Origin of the sequence: Desulfovibrio sp. X2, assembly GCF_000422205.1 — a bacterium.
Taxonomy (GTDB): Bacteria; Desulfobacterota; Desulfovibrionia; order Desulfovibrionales; family Desulfovibrionaceae; genus Alkalidesulfovibrio.
The window spans coordinates 1-18,363 of sequence record NZ_ATHV01000007.1 but is presented as its reverse complement, the minus strand read 5'-3'; the positions used below and the strand labels follow the sequence as shown (position 1 = coordinate 18,363).

General features: G+C 70.3%; 21 protein-coding genes. 16 read left to right on the top strand and 5 right to left on the bottom strand.

Annotated features, from left to right (window positions below):
• From DSX2_RS03215 to DSX2_RS03195, 5 genes are all read left to right on the top strand, one after another.
• Nucleotides 1-570 (top strand): glutamine amidotransferase, encoded by a 570-nt coding sequence (locus DSX2_RS03215; protein WP_020879602.1) that lies wholly within the window; start codon nt 1-3, stop codon nt 568-570.
• Entirely contained in the window at nt 542-1,885 is a 1,344-nt protein-coding gene (locus tag DSX2_RS03210; RefSeq protein WP_020879601.1) for a chorismate-binding protein, read from the top strand. The genes DSX2_RS03215 and DSX2_RS03210 overlap by 29 nt, the downstream gene beginning before the upstream one ends.
• A 183-nt stretch (nt 1,886-2,068) precedes the next feature.
• Nucleotides 2,069-2,839, top strand: coding sequence for a hypothetical protein (locus DSX2_RS03205; RefSeq protein ID WP_020879600.1), 771 nt, complete (start codon nt 2,069-2,071; stop codon nt 2,837-2,839).
• Between the two features lie 42 nt (nt 2,840-2,881).
• Nucleotides 2,882-3,364 carry a LysM peptidoglycan-binding domain-containing protein gene (locus DSX2_RS03200; RefSeq protein WP_020879599.1) on the top strand — a complete coding sequence of 161 codons (483 nt, stop codon included), beginning with the start codon at nt 2,882-2,884 and terminating at the stop codon, nt 3,362-3,364.
• A gap of 367 nt (nt 3,365-3,731) precedes the next feature.
• Entirely contained in the window at nt 3,732-4,541 is an 810-nt protein-coding gene (locus tag DSX2_RS03195) for a septal ring lytic transglycosylase RlpA family protein (protein ID WP_020879598.1), read from the top strand.
• Here DSX2_RS03195 and DSX2_RS03190 read toward each other — a convergent pair.
• Entirely contained in the window at nt 4,522-4,836 is a 315-nt protein-coding gene (locus DSX2_RS03190) for an integration host factor subunit alpha (RefSeq protein ID WP_020879597.1), read from the bottom strand. The two genes, DSX2_RS03195 and DSX2_RS03190, sit on opposite strands and share 20 nt — an antisense overlap.
• A 31-nt stretch (nt 4,837-4,867) precedes the next feature.
• Nucleotides 4,868-5,287 (bottom strand): HIT family protein, encoded by a 420-nt coding sequence (locus DSX2_RS03185; RefSeq protein WP_020879596.1) that lies wholly within the window; start codon nt 5,285-5,287, stop codon nt 4,868-4,870.
• 184 nt (nt 5,288-5,471) lie between these two features.
• Between DSX2_RS03185 and DSX2_RS03180 the strand changes: the two genes are divergently transcribed.
• From DSX2_RS03180 to rlmN, 4 genes are all read left to right on the top strand, one after another.
• Nucleotides 5,472-6,524, top strand: coding sequence for a radical SAM protein (locus tag DSX2_RS03180; protein WP_236615068.1), 1,053 nt, complete (start codon nt 5,472-5,474; stop codon nt 6,522-6,524).
• A 65-nt stretch (nt 6,525-6,589) separates the two neighbouring features.
• Nucleotides 6,590-7,540, top strand: a complete 951-nt coding sequence (locus DSX2_RS03175) for an aspartate carbamoyltransferase catalytic subunit (protein ID WP_020879594.1) — start codon at nt 6,590-6,592, stop codon at nt 7,538-7,540.
• Nucleotides 7,537-8,832: a dihydroorotase gene (locus DSX2_RS03170; RefSeq protein WP_020879593.1), complete on the top strand. Its 1,296-nt coding sequence runs from the start codon at nt 7,537-7,539 to the stop codon at nt 8,830-8,832. Before DSX2_RS03175 ends, DSX2_RS03170 begins: the two co-directional genes overlap by 4 nt.
• 40 nt (nt 8,833-8,872) lie before the next feature.
• On the top strand, nt 8,873-9,961 hold the full coding sequence (gene rlmN, locus DSX2_RS03165) for a 23S rRNA (adenine(2503)-C(2))-methyltransferase RlmN (protein ID WP_020879592.1): 1,089 nt from the start codon (nt 8,873-8,875) through the stop codon (nt 9,959-9,961).
• A 95-nt stretch (nt 9,962-10,056) separates the two neighbouring features.
• Here the strand turns inward: rlmN and DSX2_RS03160 are convergent, their stop codons facing one another.
• Entirely contained in the window at nt 10,057-11,157 is a 1,101-nt protein-coding gene (locus DSX2_RS03160; protein ID WP_020879591.1) for a hybrid sensor histidine kinase/response regulator, read from the bottom strand.
• Nucleotides 11,158-11,354: 197 nt separating this feature from the next.
• Between DSX2_RS03160 and DSX2_RS03155 the strand changes: the two genes are divergently transcribed.
• The 4 genes from DSX2_RS03155 to DSX2_RS03140 all read left to right on the top strand — a co-directional run bounded on the left by DSX2_RS03155 (nt 11,355) and on the right by DSX2_RS03140 (nt 13,770).
• Entirely contained in the window at nt 11,355-11,903 is a 549-nt protein-coding gene (locus tag DSX2_RS03155) for a hypothetical protein (RefSeq protein ID WP_020879590.1), read from the top strand.
• A 213-nt stretch (nt 11,904-12,116) separates the two neighbouring features.
• Nucleotides 12,117-12,335, top strand: coding sequence for a dodecin family protein (locus tag DSX2_RS03150; protein ID WP_020879589.1), 219 nt, complete (start codon nt 12,117-12,119; stop codon nt 12,333-12,335).
• Nucleotides 12,332-13,090 carry a DUF72 domain-containing protein gene (locus DSX2_RS03145; protein WP_020879588.1) on the top strand — a complete coding sequence of 253 codons (759 nt, stop codon included), beginning with the start codon at nt 12,332-12,334 and terminating at the stop codon, nt 13,088-13,090. Before DSX2_RS03150 ends, DSX2_RS03145 begins: the two co-directional genes overlap by 4 nt.
• 26 nt (nt 13,091-13,116) lie before the next feature.
• Complete coding sequence (locus DSX2_RS03140; RefSeq protein ID WP_020879587.1) at nt 13,117-13,770, top strand: phosphoribosyltransferase; 654 nt, start codon at nt 13,117-13,119, stop codon at nt 13,768-13,770.
• On the opposite strand, the gene DSX2_RS03135 is transcribed toward DSX2_RS03140, so the two are convergent.
• Together DSX2_RS03135 and DSX2_RS03130 are read right to left on the bottom strand one after the other, a co-directional pair.
• The gene (locus tag DSX2_RS03135; protein WP_020879586.1) at nt 13,767-14,240 is read right to left on the bottom strand and encodes a universal stress protein; all 474 of its coding nucleotides are present in this window, start codon (nt 14,238-14,240) and stop codon (nt 13,767-13,769) included. The genes DSX2_RS03140 and DSX2_RS03135 overlap by 4 nt on opposite strands.
• A gap of 3 nt (nt 14,241-14,243) precedes the next feature.
• Nucleotides 14,244-15,218: a serine/threonine-protein kinase gene (locus tag DSX2_RS03130; RefSeq protein WP_020879585.1), complete on the bottom strand. Its 975-nt coding sequence runs from the start codon at nt 15,216-15,218 to the stop codon at nt 14,244-14,246.
• 170 nt (nt 15,219-15,388) lie between these two features.
• Between DSX2_RS03130 and aroC the strand changes: the two genes are divergently transcribed.
• Genes aroC through DSX2_RS03115 form a run of 3 tightly spaced genes read left to right on the top strand, consistent with a single transcriptional unit; the run spans nt 15,389 to nt 18,182 of the window.
• Nucleotides 15,389-16,462 (top strand): chorismate synthase, encoded by a 1,074-nt coding sequence (gene aroC, locus DSX2_RS03125; RefSeq protein WP_020879584.1) that lies wholly within the window; start codon nt 15,389-15,391, stop codon nt 16,460-16,462.
• Nucleotides 16,447-17,424 (top strand): zinc dependent phospholipase C family protein, encoded by a 978-nt coding sequence (locus DSX2_RS03120; protein ID WP_020879583.1) that lies wholly within the window; start codon nt 16,447-16,449, stop codon nt 17,422-17,424. The genes aroC and DSX2_RS03120 overlap by 16 nt, the downstream gene beginning before the upstream one ends.
• 41 nt (nt 17,425-17,465) lie before the next feature.
• Nucleotides 17,466-18,182, top strand: a complete 717-nt coding sequence (locus DSX2_RS03115) for a cyclase family protein (RefSeq protein ID WP_020879582.1) — start codon at nt 17,466-17,468, stop codon at nt 18,180-18,182.
• The last annotated feature ends 181 nt before the right edge of the window (nt 18,183-18,363 follow it).

Sequence of the window (18,363 nt, the reverse complement as noted above, 5' to 3'; positions counted from 1 at the left end):
ATGCGCCTGCTCCTGGCCGACAACGGGGGCGGCTTCAGCCGCAGCCTGGCCCACCTCGCGGCCCAGGTCCTCGACGTCGTGCCCGAGAGCGTGGCCTACGCCGACCTCTCGGCCGAGCGGGCGCGCGACTGCGACCTGCTCTTCATCGCCACCGGGCCTGGACACCCGCGCGACTACCCGGCCTACGCGCCGCTCTTCGCGCAGGGGAATCCCGCGGACGACTCCGCGCGACACGCCGGGCCAGCCATTTTGGGCATCGGGCTCGGCATGCTCATCGTCAACCACTGCCTGGGCGGGGAGACCGCGGCGCTGGCCACGCCCGCGCAGGGCCGGGCCGAGACCGTGGGCTTCGGCCCGGAGCGCCTGCGCGTGGCCCGCTACCAGTCGCTCTACGCCTCGCGCCTCGCGCCCGGGCTCGCGGTCACCGCGGCCACGGACGGCGGCGTGCCCATGGCCGTGCGCCACGAGAGCCTGCCCCTGGCGGGCCTCGCCTTCCAGGTGGAGTCCTTCCTCACCGAGAAGCCCGAGGAGCTTCTGCGCCATGCGCTCGCTGGCCTCCTTCACCCTTGAGCCGGAAGCGGCCCTGGACCTGCTCGCGGCGCTCGACGCCGCGGCCGGGACCGACGCCTTCCTCACGCCGGGCAGGGACGGCCGCGCCCCGCGCATCCTGGCCGGGCTCAAGGCCGAGGCCGAGCTCGTGGCCGACGCGGCCACGGGCCCGCGCGACATGGCCGCCTTCGCCTTTGCCGACGCCCGGCCCGTGCTCGGCTGGCTGGCCTACGAGTGGGGGCTCGCGCGCCACGGCGTGACGAGCGCCAAGACGCGCTCCCTGCCGCTCGGCGCCCTGCGCAAGTACGCCCTCTACCTCTCCTACGACCCGGACGCCCGAAGTCTGGAGCTGCTGCATCCCTCGGCCGCCGGGCCTGCAGGGGAGGAGGGCGGTACCGGGCCTGCAGACGATCTGGTCGACCTCGTGCGCGACCTGCTGGCCGAGGGGCCGCCCAAGGCCCTGACCCGGGCCCCGGTGCGCTTCTCCGGCGCCCTGGCCCAATCCCTGGACCGCACGGCCTACGAGAACGCCGTGCAGCGGGCCGTGGACCACATCCGGGCCTCGGACGTCTCGGAACTGAACCTTTCCATGGAGCTGCGCGCCGAGATCACCTCGGGCGATCCGCTCGGCCTCCTGCGCCTGCTCTTCCGCCGCTACCCGGCGGGCTACTACGCCTGCTTCCGCGCCCCGGGCGGAGAGAGAGAGGGGGGAGGCGCGCAGACCCTGCTCTCGACCTCGCCCGAGCGCTTCCTGCGCGTCAAGGACGGCGAAGTGCTGACCCAGCCCATCAAGGGCACGCTGCACGCGGGGCTGGACCGGGCGCCCAGGGAGCTCGCGGAGACGCTCCTGGCCTCGGACAAGGACGAGGCGGAGCTGGCCATCGCCGTGGACCTCGCGCGCGACGACCTGGCCGCAGTCTGCGGGACGGGCAGCGTGCGCGTGTACGGCCACAAGTCCGTGCTGCAGGTGGACGATCTCCTGCACATGTACTCCAACGTCACCGGCACCCTGCGCGAGGAGTGCGACGTCTTCGACCTCCTGGCCGCCGCCTTCCCGCCCGCCTCGGTCTGCGGCAACCCCCGCCGCCGCTCGCTTCAGATCATAGAGGAGCTCGAGCCGCACAGCCGCGAGGCCTACGGCGGCAGCTTCCTGATGATCCACGGCCCGCGGGACATGGACGCCTCCACGGCAGTGCGCACGGCGCGCTGCGGGGCGAAGAGCCTCGTCTTCCACGCGGGCAGCGCGGTGGTGGCCGAGTCCGAGCCGAGCCGCGAGTACCACGAGACCATGGCCAAGGCGGGCAAGTTCCTGAACCTCCTGCGCGAGCTGGCCTGACCGCCCGCCACGCCGGTGCCCGGGGGCCGTGCGCGGGCGGGGCCTGGCCGCGGCGGTGACGGGGATGATTCCTGGGGATGATTCGTGTTGACAGGCCCGGGCGATTGTCCTTTTGTGGCCCTGCCCGGTCGTTGCGCCGCTTTTTCTGTGGTAACGGTCGGAAGAGAAAGGGAGTTCCGGCTCATGTCGCGTTCCTGGATAAAGAAGAAGAAGGCCCAGTTCGTGCGGGACGTCCTGCGCGACTTCTGCAAGGCCTCCCGCGCCCTGGAGGAGCAGTTCAGGCGCTTCGACCACCACGGCTGGCTGGACTTCGCCGTGCTGCGCGACCTGCTGGGCGAGGAGAGCAACAAGGGGCTTTTGTGGCGCCTCAAGGACACGGCGCACCACGTCTTCCGCTCGGACAAGGACGCGCGGCTGGTGGGCCAGTTCCTGGACTGGTGCGTGGGCTACATCTTCCACGAGACGATCAAGCTCAAGGAGGACGCCTACCAGCAGCAGACCTACGCCCCCTGGTTCCGCGACATGCAGTCCCAGGACCTGCCGCGCGAGGAGTCCGTCATCTGCCAGGAGCTCTACGAGGTCCTGCGCCAGACCTGGCAGAGCATGGAGCGCGAGATCAAGCGCATCCGCTTCATCCTCTACCACTGCCGCCGCCTCTTCCCCATCTACCTGCAGCCGCACCGCGAGAACCCGCTCCTGGCCCGCCTGCTCTTCGAGGAGGCCGAGCTCGTGGCCCAGGTCTTCGGCGACGGCTGCCGCGACCTGCTGCGCGCGGTCTACGGCGAGAGGCAGGACGAGATGTATCTGCTGGCAGCGCAGAGCCTCAGGCGGGGCGGCTGGATGGAAAAGGCGGCCGAGGCCCTGGGGCGTGCGGGAACAGGCGGAGAAGAAAACGATCTTGTATTGCAGGAACGAGAAATTGTTGATACTTGGATAAAACGGTTGAAAGTCTGACCTGGCGAAAGGCACCTCAGATCCATTGTGGAGGAAGGCGACATGAAAAAAATTCTGATGATTCTTCTGGCCGTTGCGTTCGCCGGCGCGGTTGGTTGCGCCAGCAAGCAGCAGAAGGCCGAACCCGTCCCGCAGCCCATGGCCGTGGAAAAGCCTGCACCCGTGCAGCCGGCTCCCAAGCCCGCGCCCACGCCCATGGAGATCTACGAGATGAACTACAAGCAGCTCCCCTCGAGCCACACCGTGGTCAAGGGCGAGTGCCTGTGGCGCATCTCCGAGCAGGCCCAGATCTACAACGACCCCTTCATGTGGCCGTTGATCTACAAGGCCAACCGCGACAAGATCACGAAGAGCCCGAACCTCATCTACCCGGGCCAGGTCTTCTCCATCCCGCGTGACGGCTTCACCCTGGCCGACATCCAGTCCGCCCGCGTGCAGGCCGGCGCCGCCAAGAAGAAGGCCAACCCGGCGGCCACGGCCAACCTGCCCGCCGGCATCCGCCAGGAACTCGGCTACGGCTTCTAGGCCAAGCGCAGGGAAAGATCGTCCAGAGTCAGTACGTCTGACCGCATGTACATGAAAAACGCCCGGGGCAGTGCCCCGGGCGTTTTTTTCTGGCGGCCTGGAAAACCCGAGGCCGCAGCGATTCGGAAGCGCACGGGTACCCTGCCCATCCGTCTTCTTCCGGAAGAAGCGGACGGTCGGCGGAAAAGCCTCGCGGGACGGACCCGGCAGGGCGGAGGGGGCAAAGGGCTTGACCCCGAGGGCAATCCTGGCGACAAGGCCGGAGGCGCGCATCCCCTGCGCGCGGACAAAGCGGCCGGATGCCGACGGCGGCGCGAAGGGCGGCGGCGAAGCGCCCTGTCCGGCCGGAGAACACGGGAGACCGAGAATGCCCCGAGTCTACGAGAAGCGGCGCGCCCTCTTCTGCGCCGCCCTGCTCCTGTTCCTCTGCGCGGCCCTTTTCGGCTGCGGCACCCACAACTACGAAGGGACTCCCGCCTCGTCAGGACGGCGCGGCGGCGAGGTGCCCGTCACCCAGCGTCCCGGCGAGGGCGGCACGGCCGCGCCCAAGGGCACGTTCAGGGCCTACACCCAGGACGGCCGGACCTATCAGCCGCTCTTCTCCTCCGCGGGCTATTCCGAGGAAGGGCTCGCCTCGTGGTACGGCCTGCAGTTCCACGGCAAGAAGACGGCCAACGGCGAATACTACGACATGTACGACGAGACCGCGGCCCACCGCATCCTGCCCATGGGCACCATGCTCAAGGTGGAGAACCTGGACAACGGCCGCTCGACCACGGTGCGCGTCAACGACCGCGGCCCCTTCGTGGACCCGGACCACCGCATCATAGACCTCTCCTTCGCCGCGGCGCGCGACCTGGGCATGGACCGGGCCGGGCTGGCGCACGTGCGCATCAGCTCCATCGGCGCCATCGCGGGCTTCACGGGCACGGACCTGAAGGGCAGCTTCTACGTGCAGGTGGGGGCCTTCACGGTCAAGGCCAACGCGGACCGTCTGGCCGCGAGCATGGTCGGCAGGGGCTACAAGGACACGAAGGTGGAGCAGGCGGACGTGGACGGCAGGACCTTCTGGCGCGTTCAGGCCGGGGTCTTTCCCAGCCTGAACGCCGCAGAGCAGGGCAAGGAGGCACTCCGCGGGGAGTTCCCCCAGGCCTTCGTCATTGCTGCTGATCGTTGAGCTCGGAGCGGAACTTGCGCGAGAGGCGGAAGACGACCACCTTGCGCGGGGACAGGGTGATGGTCTCGCTGGTCTGCGGGTTGCGTCCCTTGCGGGCCTTCTTGTCGTAGGCCTCGAACTTGCCGAAGCCCGAGACGAGAAGGCTGTGGTCCTTCTTGATGGAGAGCTTCATGAGGTCCAGAAGGGTCTCGACGTGGGCCTTGATCTCCGCCCTGTTCATGTCGATCTTCTCGTAGATCTGGTCCACGATGTCGGCCTTGGTCAGGGTCTTGCCGTCGCCGTTGTTGATGCTCATACGAAGAATCCTCCGTTGTGGGTAGAAAGCCCTATGCGACCAGGGCTCGTATCTTCTCCGCCAGGGCGGACATTTCCTGCATGGAGTCGTATTTCCCGCCGGGCCACAGGCGAAGGCCGTCGCCCTCGATGCGCGGGATGACGTGCCAGTGGGTGTGGAACACCACCTGACCCGCGGATTCGTTGCAGTTGAGCATGACATTCATGCCCGTGGCGCCGGTGGCGGCCATGACCGCGCGGCCCACCTTGCCGAAGGCCGTGATCAGATCGGGCCCGAGCGCCGGGTCCACCTCCAGGACGGTGGGGAAGTGGGCCTTGGGGATGATCAGGGCATGCCCCGGGGCCGAGGGCGAGATGTCCAGAAACGATAAAATGTTCTGTGTTTCGTAGATCTTGGCGCAGGGAATCTCCCCCCGCGCGATCTTGCAGAAGATGCATTCGCTGTGGTCCACGTTCACTCCGCTGGCGGCCTTTTCTGGCAGACTGGATAAACAACCAAATTCATTTGGTATATTCACCATGCTTGGTCAATTTGGCAAGACAAGAATTTGAAAATACGGGTTTCCATGTAGGTTTAATTCCTGGTAATTTTTATCCCATATGGACTATGCCCCCTTTTTCCACCCCGCGCCCCCTGTGAAGGGCGCCCCGCTCCTGCCTGTCTTCCTGCCCCATGCGGGCTGTCCGGCCAGGGGAGAGGAGCGCTGCGTCTTCTGCGACCAGCGGATCCAGACGGGGTGCGGGGAAGCCGGTTGCGGCGCCGACGGCGGCGTGGAAGAGCCCGGAGGGGCGGAGCTGGCCGCGGCCCTGGACGCGCTGCGAAGCACCCTCGCGCAGCGGATGGAGCAGGGCGCCCCGCCGGTGGAGGTCGGCTTCTACGGCGGCACCTTCACGGCCCTGCCCGGGGACTGGCCCGAGCGCTTCGTGCGGCTCGCGGCGGGCTTTCGGGAACAGGGGGCGGTGGTCGCGGTGCGCTGCTCCACGCGGCCGGACGCCTGCGCGCCCGGCCTCCTCGCGCGGCTCGCCGGACTCGGCCTGGAAACCGTGGAAGTGGGCGTGCAGAGCTTTTCCGACGAGGCCCTCGCGGCCTGCCGCAGGGGCTACGACGGCGAGACGGCTGTCGCGGGCTGCCGGGCGGTGCGCGCGGCAGGGCTCAGGCTCGGCGTGCATCTCATGCCCGGGCTGCCGTGCGGCAGCCTGCGGGGCTTTTTGTCCGACGCGGCGCGCTGCGTGGAACTTCGCGCGCACAGCGTGCGCCTGCATCCCTGCCTGGCGCTTTCGGGCACCCCGCTCGCCCGCATGCACGCCCGCGGCGCCTTCACGCCCTGGCCGCTGGCAAAGGCCCTGGCCGCCTGCGGAACGGCCGTGGCCCGGCTGTGGGAGGCGGACGTCAGGGTCATCCGCCTCGGGCTCACGCCCGAGCCCGCGCTGCTCGCGGCCATCGCGGCAGGCCCCTGGCACCCGGCCTTCGGGCAGCGGGTGCGCGGCCGGGCGCTCTACCTGCACGTGGCCTCCCGCGTGGCCGCGCACGTGCGCGCGGGGCTCCCCCGGCCGGACACGCTGCTCGTCCCCTCCCGGCATCTCGCGGACGTGATCGGCTGGCGGCGCGAGACCGCGCCGCGCTACGCCGGGCTCGGGCTTTCGGTCCGGGAACACGCGGAAAACTTTTTCTTGTTGGTCCGGGGCTGAACGAGTAGAATTCCTGCGGCCAAAAACCGCAACCTGCGGCCCGCCCAGGGCCGGGACCCGCCCCCATGAGCACCCACGAGACTTCCGTCTGGCCCCACAAGGACCTTCTGGACACCGACCATCTCTCCCTTGCCGACGTGGAGCGCATCTTCGCCGCGGCGCATTCCTTCCAGGAAGTGAACCAGCGGCCCGTGAAGAAGGTTCCCACGCTGCGCGGCAAGAGCGTCGTGCTCTTCTTCGCCGAGCCCTCCACGCGCACCAAGACGTCCTTCGACATGGCGGGCAAGCGGCTCTCGGCCGACACCTTCGCCCTGGCCTCCTCGTCGAGCTCCCTGACCAAGGGCGAATCGCTCAAGGACACGGCGCTCACGCTGCAGGCCATGAATCCCGACGCCATCGTCATCCGCCACCGCGCGAGCGGCGCGGCGCGCTTCCTCTCCGAGCGACTGGAGTGCTCGATCATCAACGCGGGCGACGGCTGGCACGCCCACCCCACCCAGGCCTTGCTCGACGCCTTCACCCTGATCCAGGAGTGGGGGAGCCTCACGGGCAAGAAGGTGCTGATCTTGGGCGACATCTCCCACTCGCGCGTGGCCCGCTCCAACGTGGACCTGCTCACCCGGCTCGGCGCCTCGGTGCGGCTGTGCGGACCGCGCACGCTCATGCCGCCGCACATCTCGGCCTGGCCCGTGGAGGTCCACGACGACCTCATGACCGCGGTGGACGGCGTGGACGCCGTGATGTGCCTGCGGCTTCAGCTCGAGCGCATGCAGGCGGGCCTCCTGCCCGACCTGCGCGAATACGCCCGGACCTACGGCCTGGGCCCCCGCCACCTCGAGCGCGCCGCCGCGGACGTGCGCGTGCTGCACCCCGGCCCCATGAACCGCGGCGTGGAGATCGACTCCGGCCTGGCCGACTCCCTCTCCTCCCTGGTCCTCGACCAGGTGGCCTCGGGCGTGGCCGTGCGCATGGCCCTGCTCTTCCTCTACATGACCCGCAAGGAGGGCGCACAATGAGCGGCGCAAACCTCGTCATCCGCGCCGCGCGCCTGGCCTGCGGCACCAGGAACCGCCCGGCCGACTGCCTGGTGGACTGCCTCGCGGCCGAGGGCCGCATCCTCGACGTGCTGCCCCATGACCCCACGCGCGCCTTCGAGGGCGCCGAGGTCCTGGACGCCTCGGGCAAGATCCTGCTGCCGAGCCTGGTGGACTGCCACACGCACCTGCGCGACCCGGGCCAGGAGTACAAGGAGGACATCCCCTCCGGACTTTCCGCCGCCGCCCACGGCGGCTTCGGCCACGTCATGTGCATGGCCAACACCAAGCCCGTGAACGACGACGCGGCCATCACCGAGGCCATGCTCGACGCGGCCCGGAAGAGCCATCCGGCCGGGCCGTTCCTCCACCCCATCGGCGCGCTCTCCAAGGGGCTTTCCGGCACCGAGCTCGCGCCCATGGCCGACCTCGCGGCCGCGGGCTGCGCGGCCTTCTCCAACGACGGCATGCCCGTGGCATCGGCCGAGTTCTTCCGGCGCGCCGTGGAGTACGCCGCGACCTTCGGCCGCATCGTCATCGACCACTGCGAGGAGCCGACCATGGCCCCGGCCGCGGGCATGAACGAGGGCGCGGTCAGCGCGCGCCTCGGCCTGCGCGGCCAGCCGTGGGTGGCCGAGGCCTCCCAGGTGGCGCGCGACGTGCTCATGGCCGAGTGCCTGGGCCTGCCCATCCATATCGCCCACGTCTCCTGCAAGGCCTCGGTGGACCTCATCGCCTTCGCCAAGGCGCGCGGCGTGGCCGTCACGGCCGAGACCTGCCCGCACTACCTGCTGCTGACCGAGCAGGCCTGCGAGGGCTACGACACCAGGGCCAAGGTCAACCCGCCGCTGCGCACCCTGGCCGACGTGGAGTCCCTCCGCCAGGCCCTGGCCACGGGCATCGTGGACATCCTGGCCACGGACCACGCCCCGCACGCGGACCACGAGAAGGAGGTCGAGTTCGACCTCGCGCCCTGCGGCATCTCCGGCCTGGACACGGCGCTTTCCCTGGTCTGGTCGCTCACGCCCGGCGGCATCCTCACGGAGGAGCGCCTGGTGGACGCCATGAGCCACGCGCCCGGCCGCGTCTTCGGCATCGAGACCAACCGCTTCGCTCCCGGCGACCCGGCGGACATCGTGGTCTTCGACCCCAAGGTGCGCTGGACCGCGTCGCGCGAGACCATGCACTCCAAGAGCTGCAACACGCCCTGGCTGGGCAGCACCCTGGTCGGCCGCGTCAGCGCCCACTTCATGGGCGGCGTGCGCATCGTCTAGGCAGTGCCGGGCCGCCCTGCGGCCGCATTCAGGAAACACAGTGGATCTCACGCAGCAAAGCCTCTTCGACCTCTCCCTGCCCGCCCTGCGCGAGGCAGTGGCGGACCTCGGCGAGCCCGCCTTCCGGGCGGCCCAGGTCTTCCAGTGGATCTGGCAGAAGCGCGTCCGCACCTTTTCGGAGATGTCCAACGTCTCCAAGGCCCTGCGCGGCCGCCTGGAGGAGTCCTTCAGCCTCGCGCGGCCCGAGCCCGCCAAGGTGCTCACGAGCAGCGACGGTACGGTCAAGTTCCTGCTCCGGCTCGCGGACGGCGAGCTCATCGAGACCGTGCTCATCCCGGAGCGGGAGCACTACACGCTCTGCCTGTCCACCCAGGTGGGCTGCGCCATGGCCTGCACCTTCTGCTCCACCGGCACCATGGGCTTTCACCGCAACCTGACGCAGGGCGAGATCCTGGGCCAGGTGCTGGCGGCGCAGGAGCACATCGAGCGGGAAAAGCTGCGCATGACGCTCCGAAACCTCGTGTTCATGGGCATGGGTGAGCCCACGCAGAACCTCGACACCCTGCTCACCGCGCTCGCCACCATGCGCGAGTCGCAGGGGCTGTGCATCGGCCAGCGCCGCGTGACCGTGTCCACCGTGGGGCTGCCCGGCACCCTCGCGCGCCTGGGCACGGCCGAGGCCGCGCTCCTGGCCGTCTCCCTGCACGCGCCCACGCAAGGGCTGCGCGAGAAGATCATGCCCCGGGCCGCGGCGGCCATGCCGCTCGACCGGCTCGTGGCCGAGCTGCGCGACTATCCCCTGAAGCCGCGCGAGCGCGTGACCATCGAGTACATCCTCATCGGCGGGGTCAACGACTCGGAGCGCGAGGCGCGCGACCTGGTGCGCCTGCTCTCAACCTTCAAGTCCAAGGTCAACCTCATCGCCTACAACCCGAGCGAGGGCGGCCCCTACGAGGCCCCGGACCCGGAGCGCGTGCTGGCCTTCGAGTCCCTGCTGCGCGCCAAGGGCGTGACCACCATCCTGCGCCGCTCCAAGGGGCAGGACATCAAGGCCGCCTGCGGCCAGCTGGTCACGGCTCACGCCATGGAGCAGGAGGCGACGGAGAAGGGCGACCCGCAGCCGGACTGACGGAACGGGAAAAGACATCCGAAACGCGAAACGGCCGCGCAGCCCGGAAAGGGGCGCGCGGCCGTTTCGTCGTTCTCGGGACGGAGGTGCGGGTGTCATTCGGCCACTGGCAGGATCAGGAAGAAGACGCTGCCCTGGCCCGGCATGCTCTCCAGGCGCAGCCGGGCCTTCATGCGCTCGGCGAGCCGCTTGGCGATGAACAGTCCCACGCCCGCGCCCGGGCTCTCCTGGGCCTGGGCCAGCTTCTCGAAGCGGCCGTAGACGCGGGGCTGGTCCGCGTGGGCGATGCCCGGGCCGGAGTCGCGCACCGAGACGAGCACGTCGCTGCCGTCGCTCTCCACGCGCACCTCCACGAAGCCGTTGTCCGTGAACTTCACCGCGTTGTCCGCGAGCTTGCGCAGGATCTCGGCCAGCTTGGCGGGGTTGGCCATGACCCGGGGCAGGATGTCGGGCACAATCCAGCGCAGCTCGAGCCCCTTGGCCGCGCTCTTGCCCTCGATCTCGGGGCGGATGCGCTGCATGACCTCCACGAGGAGCGTGGGCGCGAGCTTGAGCGGGGCCACGCCGTCGGACGCGGCCAGCTCGAGGATGTCGTCCACCACGCGGGAGACCTCGAGGAGCGAGCCGAACATGCGTCCGGCCTCGTCCAGGGCCGGGCACGTGCCCTCCTGGATCCCCTCGGCCATGTGCTCGGCCAGGGAGAGCACGTCGTCCAGCGGCCGCTTCAGCTCCTTGGCCACGAGCCCGATGAAGGTGTCCTTCAGATGGTCGGACTCCTCCGCGGCCTTGCGCAGGATCTCCTCCTCCTTGCCGCGGCGCCTGAGGCGCGCGTTCTCCATGGCCCGGCGCAGGCGGATGTCCAGGATGTCGTAGTCCGTGACTGGCTTCTCCACGAAGTCCGCGCCCCCGGCCTTCATGAACTCCACGGCCAGGTGCATGCTGCCCTGGCCCGTGATCATCAGGGCGGGCGGGCCGTCCTCGCCGAACACGGAGCGCATCTTGAGGAAGGTCTCCAGCCCGTCCATGCCGGGGAGCATGAAGTCGAGCAGCACGGCCTCGACCGGCCGCTCGCGCATGAGCTCTATGGCCGAATGTCCGTCCTCGACCTCGCAGACCTCGTAGCCCTTGCGCTGCAGGTTGCGCAGGTGGGCCGCGCGCACGAAGGGGTCGTCGTCCACTATCAGGATGCAGGGCATGAGCAGCTCCTTTGGAGCCCCTCTGGGCTCTTTCCCTCGGACACAGCCCCGCCGGTCGCTGGGCACATTGTCCGATACTCGGAACGCCATTCTACGACCTGGCGAAGCGTCCTGCAATGATAGATGAAAATCGCGCAGGAACTTTTTGACAGAACCCTCTGTCCGCGACATGATCCAGGATCATGGAGGTCTTCCGTATGCCCGCTTGCCGCCCTGCACCGCATCGCGCCGCCTCGGCGGCCGTCCGTCCGAGCGCTTTCACGACCCTTCGGGCCCTCGCCTGCCTGCTGCTCTGCCTCTTCCTGGCCGCGGGCTGCGCCATGCGCCAGACGCCGGAGCAGGCCGCCGAGGCGCGGCAGCAGAAGGAGGACATGGCCACGCTCAAGGCCGCCCAGGAGGACCTGAAGGCCCAGGTGGACGAGCTGCAGAAGAAGGCCGACCGGACCACGGCGCGCATGCACGACCAGCTGAGCGCCCTGCGCGAGCAGGTGAAGCTGCTCGTGGAGACCGTGCGCAAGACCCTGGCCGGGCTCCAGGCCCGCACGGGCGCCGATGCGCAGCGGCTGGGCAAGGAGGCCCAGGAGGTGGCCAGGAAGAACCTTCAGGATCTCCTGCGCCAGACCTCCAAGTTCCTGGACCAGATCAACAAGGAGCTCGAGGACAACCTGTCCAAGGGCCAGGCGCTGCCCGCGGCCCAGACTCCCCAGACCCCCCAGACTCCCGCCAGGGCTCCGGAGCAGCACTAGCCCGAGGGCCTTCGCATCGCGGACGCTCCTGTCCGCTTCTGCCGCGCCTCGCGAGGGTGTGGCAAATCCCTGAAACCATGCTATGGAGGAGGCTCCCTGCGCCCGTCCCCGGCGCGCGGCCGTTTGTCCGCCGTTTCGGGCGCAGCGGGCCCGGACCCGTGGTCCAGGCCTCCGGGAGGGGGTGCAGATCCTGCAACCCGAAAGGAGGACGCCATGCCCGTCGTGAAGGTCATCGAAGTGCTGGCCCAGTCCGAGAAGGGCTGGGAGGACGCCGCCGCCGTCGCGGTGCGCGAGGTCTCAAAGACCGTGCACAACGTCAGGTCCGTCTACGTGGAGGACCTGCATGCCAAGGTCAAGGACGGCCACATCATCCTCTACCGGCTGAACGCCAAGGTCTCCTTCGAGGTCGAGCCCCACGAGGGCCACAAGTGACGAGCGCCGCGCGCGCCCGGGGCCGCTGCCTGGTGGGCACCTCCGGCTGGAGCTATGCGCACTGGCACGGCCCCTTCTATCCCGAGGACCTCGGGCAGGACGGCGAGCTCGGCTACTACGCGCGCCGTTTCCGGAGCGTGGAGGTCAACGCCACCTTCTACCGCCTGCCCGAGGCCCATACCGTGCGCGCCTGGCGCGAGCAGGCCGGGCCGGGCTTCGTCTTCGCCTGCAAGGCCAGCCGCTACGCCACGCACATGAAGAAGCTGAAGGCCCCCGGGCGGAGCACGGGAAAGCTCTTCGCCGTGCTCCGCGAATTCGGCGAGGCGCTCGGCCCCGTGCTCTTCCAGCTCCCGCCGCGCTGGTCCCTGAACCTTCCGCGGCTGCGCGCCTTTCTCGCGGTCCTGCCCGAGGGGCTGCGCTGCGCCTTCGAGCTGCGCGACCGCTCCTGGATCGTCCCGTCCGTGCTCGATCTCCTGGAAAAGGCCGGGGCGGCCTTCTGCATCTACGAGCTGGCGGGCTACCGCTCGCCCCGCGAGGTCACGGCGCCCTTCGTCTACCTTAGGCTGCACGGCCCGGGCGACGCCTACCAGGGCTCCTACGCGGACGAGGAGCTGGCGGACTGGGCCGGGGCCGCGCGCGCCTGGCTCGAGGAGGGGCGCGACGTGTACTGCTATTTCGACAACGACCAGCAGGGCTTCGCCGCGCGCGACGCGGCCAGGCTGCGCGATCTGCTGGCGGACGGTCCGTCCGGGTGAGCCGTGCCGGGCCAGGGAGGATGCGCATGGGCATGTTCATCGACAGGCGCGACGCCGGGCGCAAGCTGGCGCAGGCGCTCGCGCGCTTCAAGGGGACGGCGGGGCTTCTGGTCCTCGGCCTGCCGCGCGGCGGCGTGCCCGTGGCCTACGAGGTGGCCCTGGCGCTCGACGCGCCCCTGGACGTCTTCGTGGTGCGCAAGCTCGGCGTGCCGGGAAACGAGGAGTACGCCATGGGCGCCCTGGCCGGGGGCGGGACCAGGGTGCTCCGCCACGGCATCATCGACGGCCTGAACATCTCCGAGCGCTCGGTGGAGGAGGTCAGCAAGCGGGAATCGGCGGAGCTCGTACGCCGCGAGAAGGCCTATCGCGGAGGGCGCGGCCCCCTTGTGCTGCACGACCGCACCGTGATCCTGGTGGACGACGGCCTGGCCACGGGGTCGACCATGCAGGCCGCGGTCCAGGCCGTGCGCGCGGCAAGGCCCGCTTCCATCGTCGTGGCCGTGCCCGTGGCCCCGCGGGACACCCTGGCGGCGCTCGAGAGGATCGCCGACGAGGTGGTCTGCCTGGCCACGCCCGAGCCCTTCCGCGCCGTGGGGCAGTGGTACGACGACTTCTCCCAGACCGGGGACGGGGAGGTCCGCGATCTGCTGGCACAGGCCGCCGGGGACGAAGCGCCCTAGGTCACGATCCAGATGGCGCACTTGTGGGCGTGGTGGACCACGCGCTTGGACACGCTGCCGAGCAGCAGCTCCTCGCGCGCGCCGCGCCCCTGGCGGCCGAGCACGATGATGTCCGCGCCGAGGCTTTCGCGCTGCGCCAGGATGCACTGCGCGATGGACGGGCAGTCCATCTCCTTGACCTCGACCGTGACCCGCGAGGAGGGCAGCCCCGCGCCGGTCAGTATCCTCTTGTATTCCTCGAGATAGGTCTCGGCCTCACGGCGCTCCTTGCCCATCCACTCAAGGCGGCGCGCCGGGCTGTCGTCGAAATAGTCCGGGTCCGGCTCCGCGATGACGTGCAGCAGGGTGACCATGAACTCGCACGAGCAGACGAGCACGGCGGCCACGTGCTCCACCGCGCGCCGGGAGTTCTCCGAGCCGTCCACCGCGACGAGGATGGACTTGGCCAGGAAGGGGGTGTTGTGGGGCATGGCTTACCTCCCGAGATCCGCGCGCGCCGCCTCGAGGTCGTCGAGCATCTGCCCGGCGTGCTCGTAGGTCAGCGTGGCGCTGTTTGAGAACTGGGTCAGGATGCGGTTCAGGGACTCCGGAATGTAGGGAAAGACCTTGGCCAGGTTGGCCACCCGGTTCTGCCAGACCAGGGAGAGGTCCTCCCAGTAGAGCTTCTCGAAGATCTCCGGCCGGTCGCGCTTGAGCTCCGGCACCAGCACGTCGCCCTTGCCCGCCAGGAAGACGAGCACGTTGCCCAGGCCGAAGACGTCCAGGCTGTAGATGTTCTCGCCGTGCATGAAGTTGTAGTCGAAGTCGATCCAGCGGTACGCGCCCGTGTCGCCGTCCACCAGGATGTGGTCGCGCCGCACGTCGCCGTGCTTCTCGCAGTGCTCGTGCAGCAGGGCGATGGCCCGCGCGCAGTCCACGAAGCCGGAGAAGACCTCCGGGAATATCTCGCGAAAATAGGTCTCGTGGTCGCACTCCAGGGCGAAGATGCGGTCCGGCAGGCTCTTGCCCGGGATGACCTCGAGCACGCGCACCACGTTGCCCGCCGCGTCCGGCAGGGAGATGCCCTGCATGAAGTGCGGGTGGCCGCGCACCAGTTCCAGGATGCGCGCCTCCTTGCGCGGGCTCCTGAAGCACTCGAAGCGGACGCCGCCCACCGTGGCGTCGAAGTGCTCGAAGAAGGCCAGCTTCACGATGCGCCGCTCGCCCGTGGCCAGGTCCGTGGCCCGCTTGACCCAGTACTTGACCTCGTCGTCCAGGCCGAAGCGGCCCTCGCGGGTGTTGTTGCCCATCAGGTAGCGGTGGTCCGCGTCGAGCACCACGGCGTCGCCCGCGTTCACGCGGTAGAAGTCCGTGGTGTCCGTGAGCACCTTGAGCCGGGCCGCGTCCCGCTCCGGATACAGCCGCGCCATGTCCGCCAGCACGAGATCGCGATAGGCGTCCTGCTCCATGCACTTCTCCTTATCGTGCATCATGGCGGCAGCGGTCGCGGGTGTCAACGGCAATCGCTCCCCGCGCGCGGCGATCCGCTGACGTGCGGGAGGGGGGCTGCGCGCCGGGCGCTTCGGCCGCGGCTTGGCAAGCCCGGGCGGACGGGCTAGAAGGCGTGGCAGGAGGCGGCATGAGCGGAAACACTTTCGGCCGGGAATTCCGGCTGACCACGTTCGGCGAATCGCACGGCCGGGGCCTTGGGGGGGTGATCGACGGCTGCCCGGCGGGGATCGCCTTGTCCGAGGCCGACATCCAGGCCGAGCTCGACCGGCGCAAGCCCGGCCAGGGCGGCGCGGCGGCCACGGCGCGCCAGGAGGCCGACCGGGTGGAGATCTGGTCCGGCGTCTTCGAGGGCCTGACCACGGGCACGCCCATCGGCTTCACCATCGCCAACCAGGACCAGCGCTCGCGCGACTACTCGAAGATCAAGGACGTCTTCCGTCCCGGCCACGCGGACCTGACCTTCGACGCCAAGTTCGGCCTGCGCGACTACCGCGGCGGCGGCCGCTCCTCGGGCCGCGAGACCGCGTCGCGCGTGGCGGGCGGGGCAGTGGCCCAGTGCCTGCTGCGCGAGATGGGCGTGGAGGTGCTGGCCTATCCCGTGGAACTCGGCGGCATCGCGGTCAAGCGCATCGACCTGAGAGATTTCCGGGAGCGGCCCTTCTTCAGCCCGGACCTGCAGGCGGCGGACGCCTGGGAGAAGGCCTGCGTCCAGGCGCGGGCCGAGGGCGAGACCCTGGGCGGCGTGGTCGAGGTCGTGGCCCGCGGCGTGCCCGCGGGCTGGGGCGAGCCGGTCTTCGACAAGCTGGACGCCTGCCTGGCCCATGCACTCATGGGCATCGGCGCGGTCAAGGGCGTGGAGATCGGCTCGGGGTTCGCCGCGGCGCGCTCCCGGGGATCCGTGAACAACGACTCCATCACCAGGCAGGGATTTTCCTCCAACAACGCGGGCGGCATCCTGGGCGGCATCTCGTCCGGCCAGGAGATCGTCGTCCGCGCGGCCATCAAGCCCATCCCGTCCATCGCCCGGCCGCAGCGCACGCTGAACCGGCAGGGCGAGGAGGTGGAGATCACGGTGGGCGGCCGCCACGACGTCTGCGCCATCCCGCGCGTGGTGCCGGTGTGCAAGGCCATGGTGCTGCTGGTGCTGGCGGACATGTGGCTGCGCGACCGGAGGCTCGGCGGGGAGTGCCCCAGGAACTGACGCACTGGCTGGTGGCCCGGGCCACGGCAGAGGCCCTGTCCGGCACGGCCTGGGAGGCGCCCCTGGCCGCCCGGCCCGACGTGCTGCTCCTGGGCGGCGTGGCGCACGACGCGCTCTACTACCTGCCGCGCTGGGCGCCCGCCGCCTGCCGCCGCGTGCCCGCGGTCCTGGGCGGGCAGGACGGCCAGGACACCCACGCCGTGCTCAGGCTCGCGGCCGGGCGCTTCCGCGCGAAGCCCGAGCCCTGGTTGCCCGCCTGGCTGGCCGGGCTGGCCACGCACGTCTGCGCGGACGCGACGTTTCACCCCTTCATCTTCTGGGCCACGGGCGACTACCACCATCCCGACCCGGCACTGCGCACGGCCGCGGTACAGCGCCACCGCGCCCTCGAAGCGCTCGTGAGCCTCCATTTCCTGGGCGGGACGAGCGACGGGGGAGGCCCCGGCCTCGCCCGCGCCCGGAGCATGTCCCTCGGCCGCCGGCTGCGCCGCGCGCGCGGCGTGCTGCCCGGGATCATGCGGCGCGGCGGCCTGTGCGAGGCCGCGGGCGTGCCCGAGGAGCTTCGCGTGCCCTGCCAGGCGCGGGCCTGGCGCGTCTTCGCCGGGCTGCAGGCCGCGGGCAGGCTGCCGCTCCTTCCGGAGGCGCTCTATCGCGCGCGGCGCTTCCTGCCGCGCGGCCTGCGCGAGATCCTGGCCCTGTTCTTCATCCCCTCCATGGCCGCGCAGCTGCCCCGGGTGCAGGGCGGACTGGCCTACCGCGACCCGGTCACGGGCGAGGAGCGGCGCGCCGGCCTGGACGGCCTCTTCGCCGCTGCCGTGGGCTCGGCCGCGGAGCTTCTGCGGCGCATGGAGCCCTTTGTCTTCGGCTCCGCCGCCTGGGACCTGCCGCCCGGCCTGCCGCTCGACGGCGGCACGGCAGGGGCGATGCGCCATTTCGCCCACCCGCCCCTGATCGAGTTCTGAGCCCCCGACCGAGACCCTCGACCGCCCTGTGAGAGCCCGCCATGCCGACGCTTCGCTACACCCGCATCCTCGACCTCACGCACCGCATCTCCCCGGACATGCCGCACTGGCCCGGAGACCCGGCCACGCGCTTTCGCCCTGCGGCCGCGATAGCCACGCACGGCTACGGCCTGCGCGAGGCGTGCCTGGGCGAGCATTCCGGCACGCACGTCAACGCGCCGTGCGCCTTCGTGGACGGGGAGGCGACCCTGGACGAGGCCCTGGCCCGGCCGTTCCTTGCGCCCGCCGTGGTCCTGGACTGCCGGGAGGCCTGCGCAGGGGACGCGGACGCGCTCCTGGGCCTCGCGCGCGTCGAGACTTTCGAGGCCGCGCACGGCCCGGTGCCCGCGGGCGCCCTGGTGCTCTTTCGCACCGGCTGGGAGGAGAGGTGGGGCGAGACCGGGGCGGCCAGGGCCGCGTTTCTCGGGCTGGATGGGGCAGGGGGGCTTCACTTCCCGGGAATCTCGGCCGAGGCGGCCGAATTCCTGATGGCGCGGCGGGGCGCCGCGGGCCTGGGCACGGACACCCACGGCCTGGACGGCGGGCAGGCCTCGGACTTCGCGGCCAACCTGGCCGTGGCCCGAGCGGGCGGGCTCGGCCTGGAATGCCTGCGGGGGCTGGACGGGCTGCCGCCCACGGGGGCCGTGCTGCTCGTCGCCGCCCCGCGCCTTGCGGGCGGCACGGGCGCGCCCGCGTGCGTGACGGCCTTCGTGCCCTGAAGGCGCGGCAGGATGAGGTAGGGGAGGGGATGGGCCCGGGCTAGTGTCGCGTCCGTGAAAAAAGTCGATATGCTGCGCAGGAGTCGTACGCGACACGTGAGCAAGCCGAAAACCACGTTTTCGGCGCAGCGATCTTCCGCAAAATACGGCTTTGCGTATTTTGCGGACGTCACACTAGAGC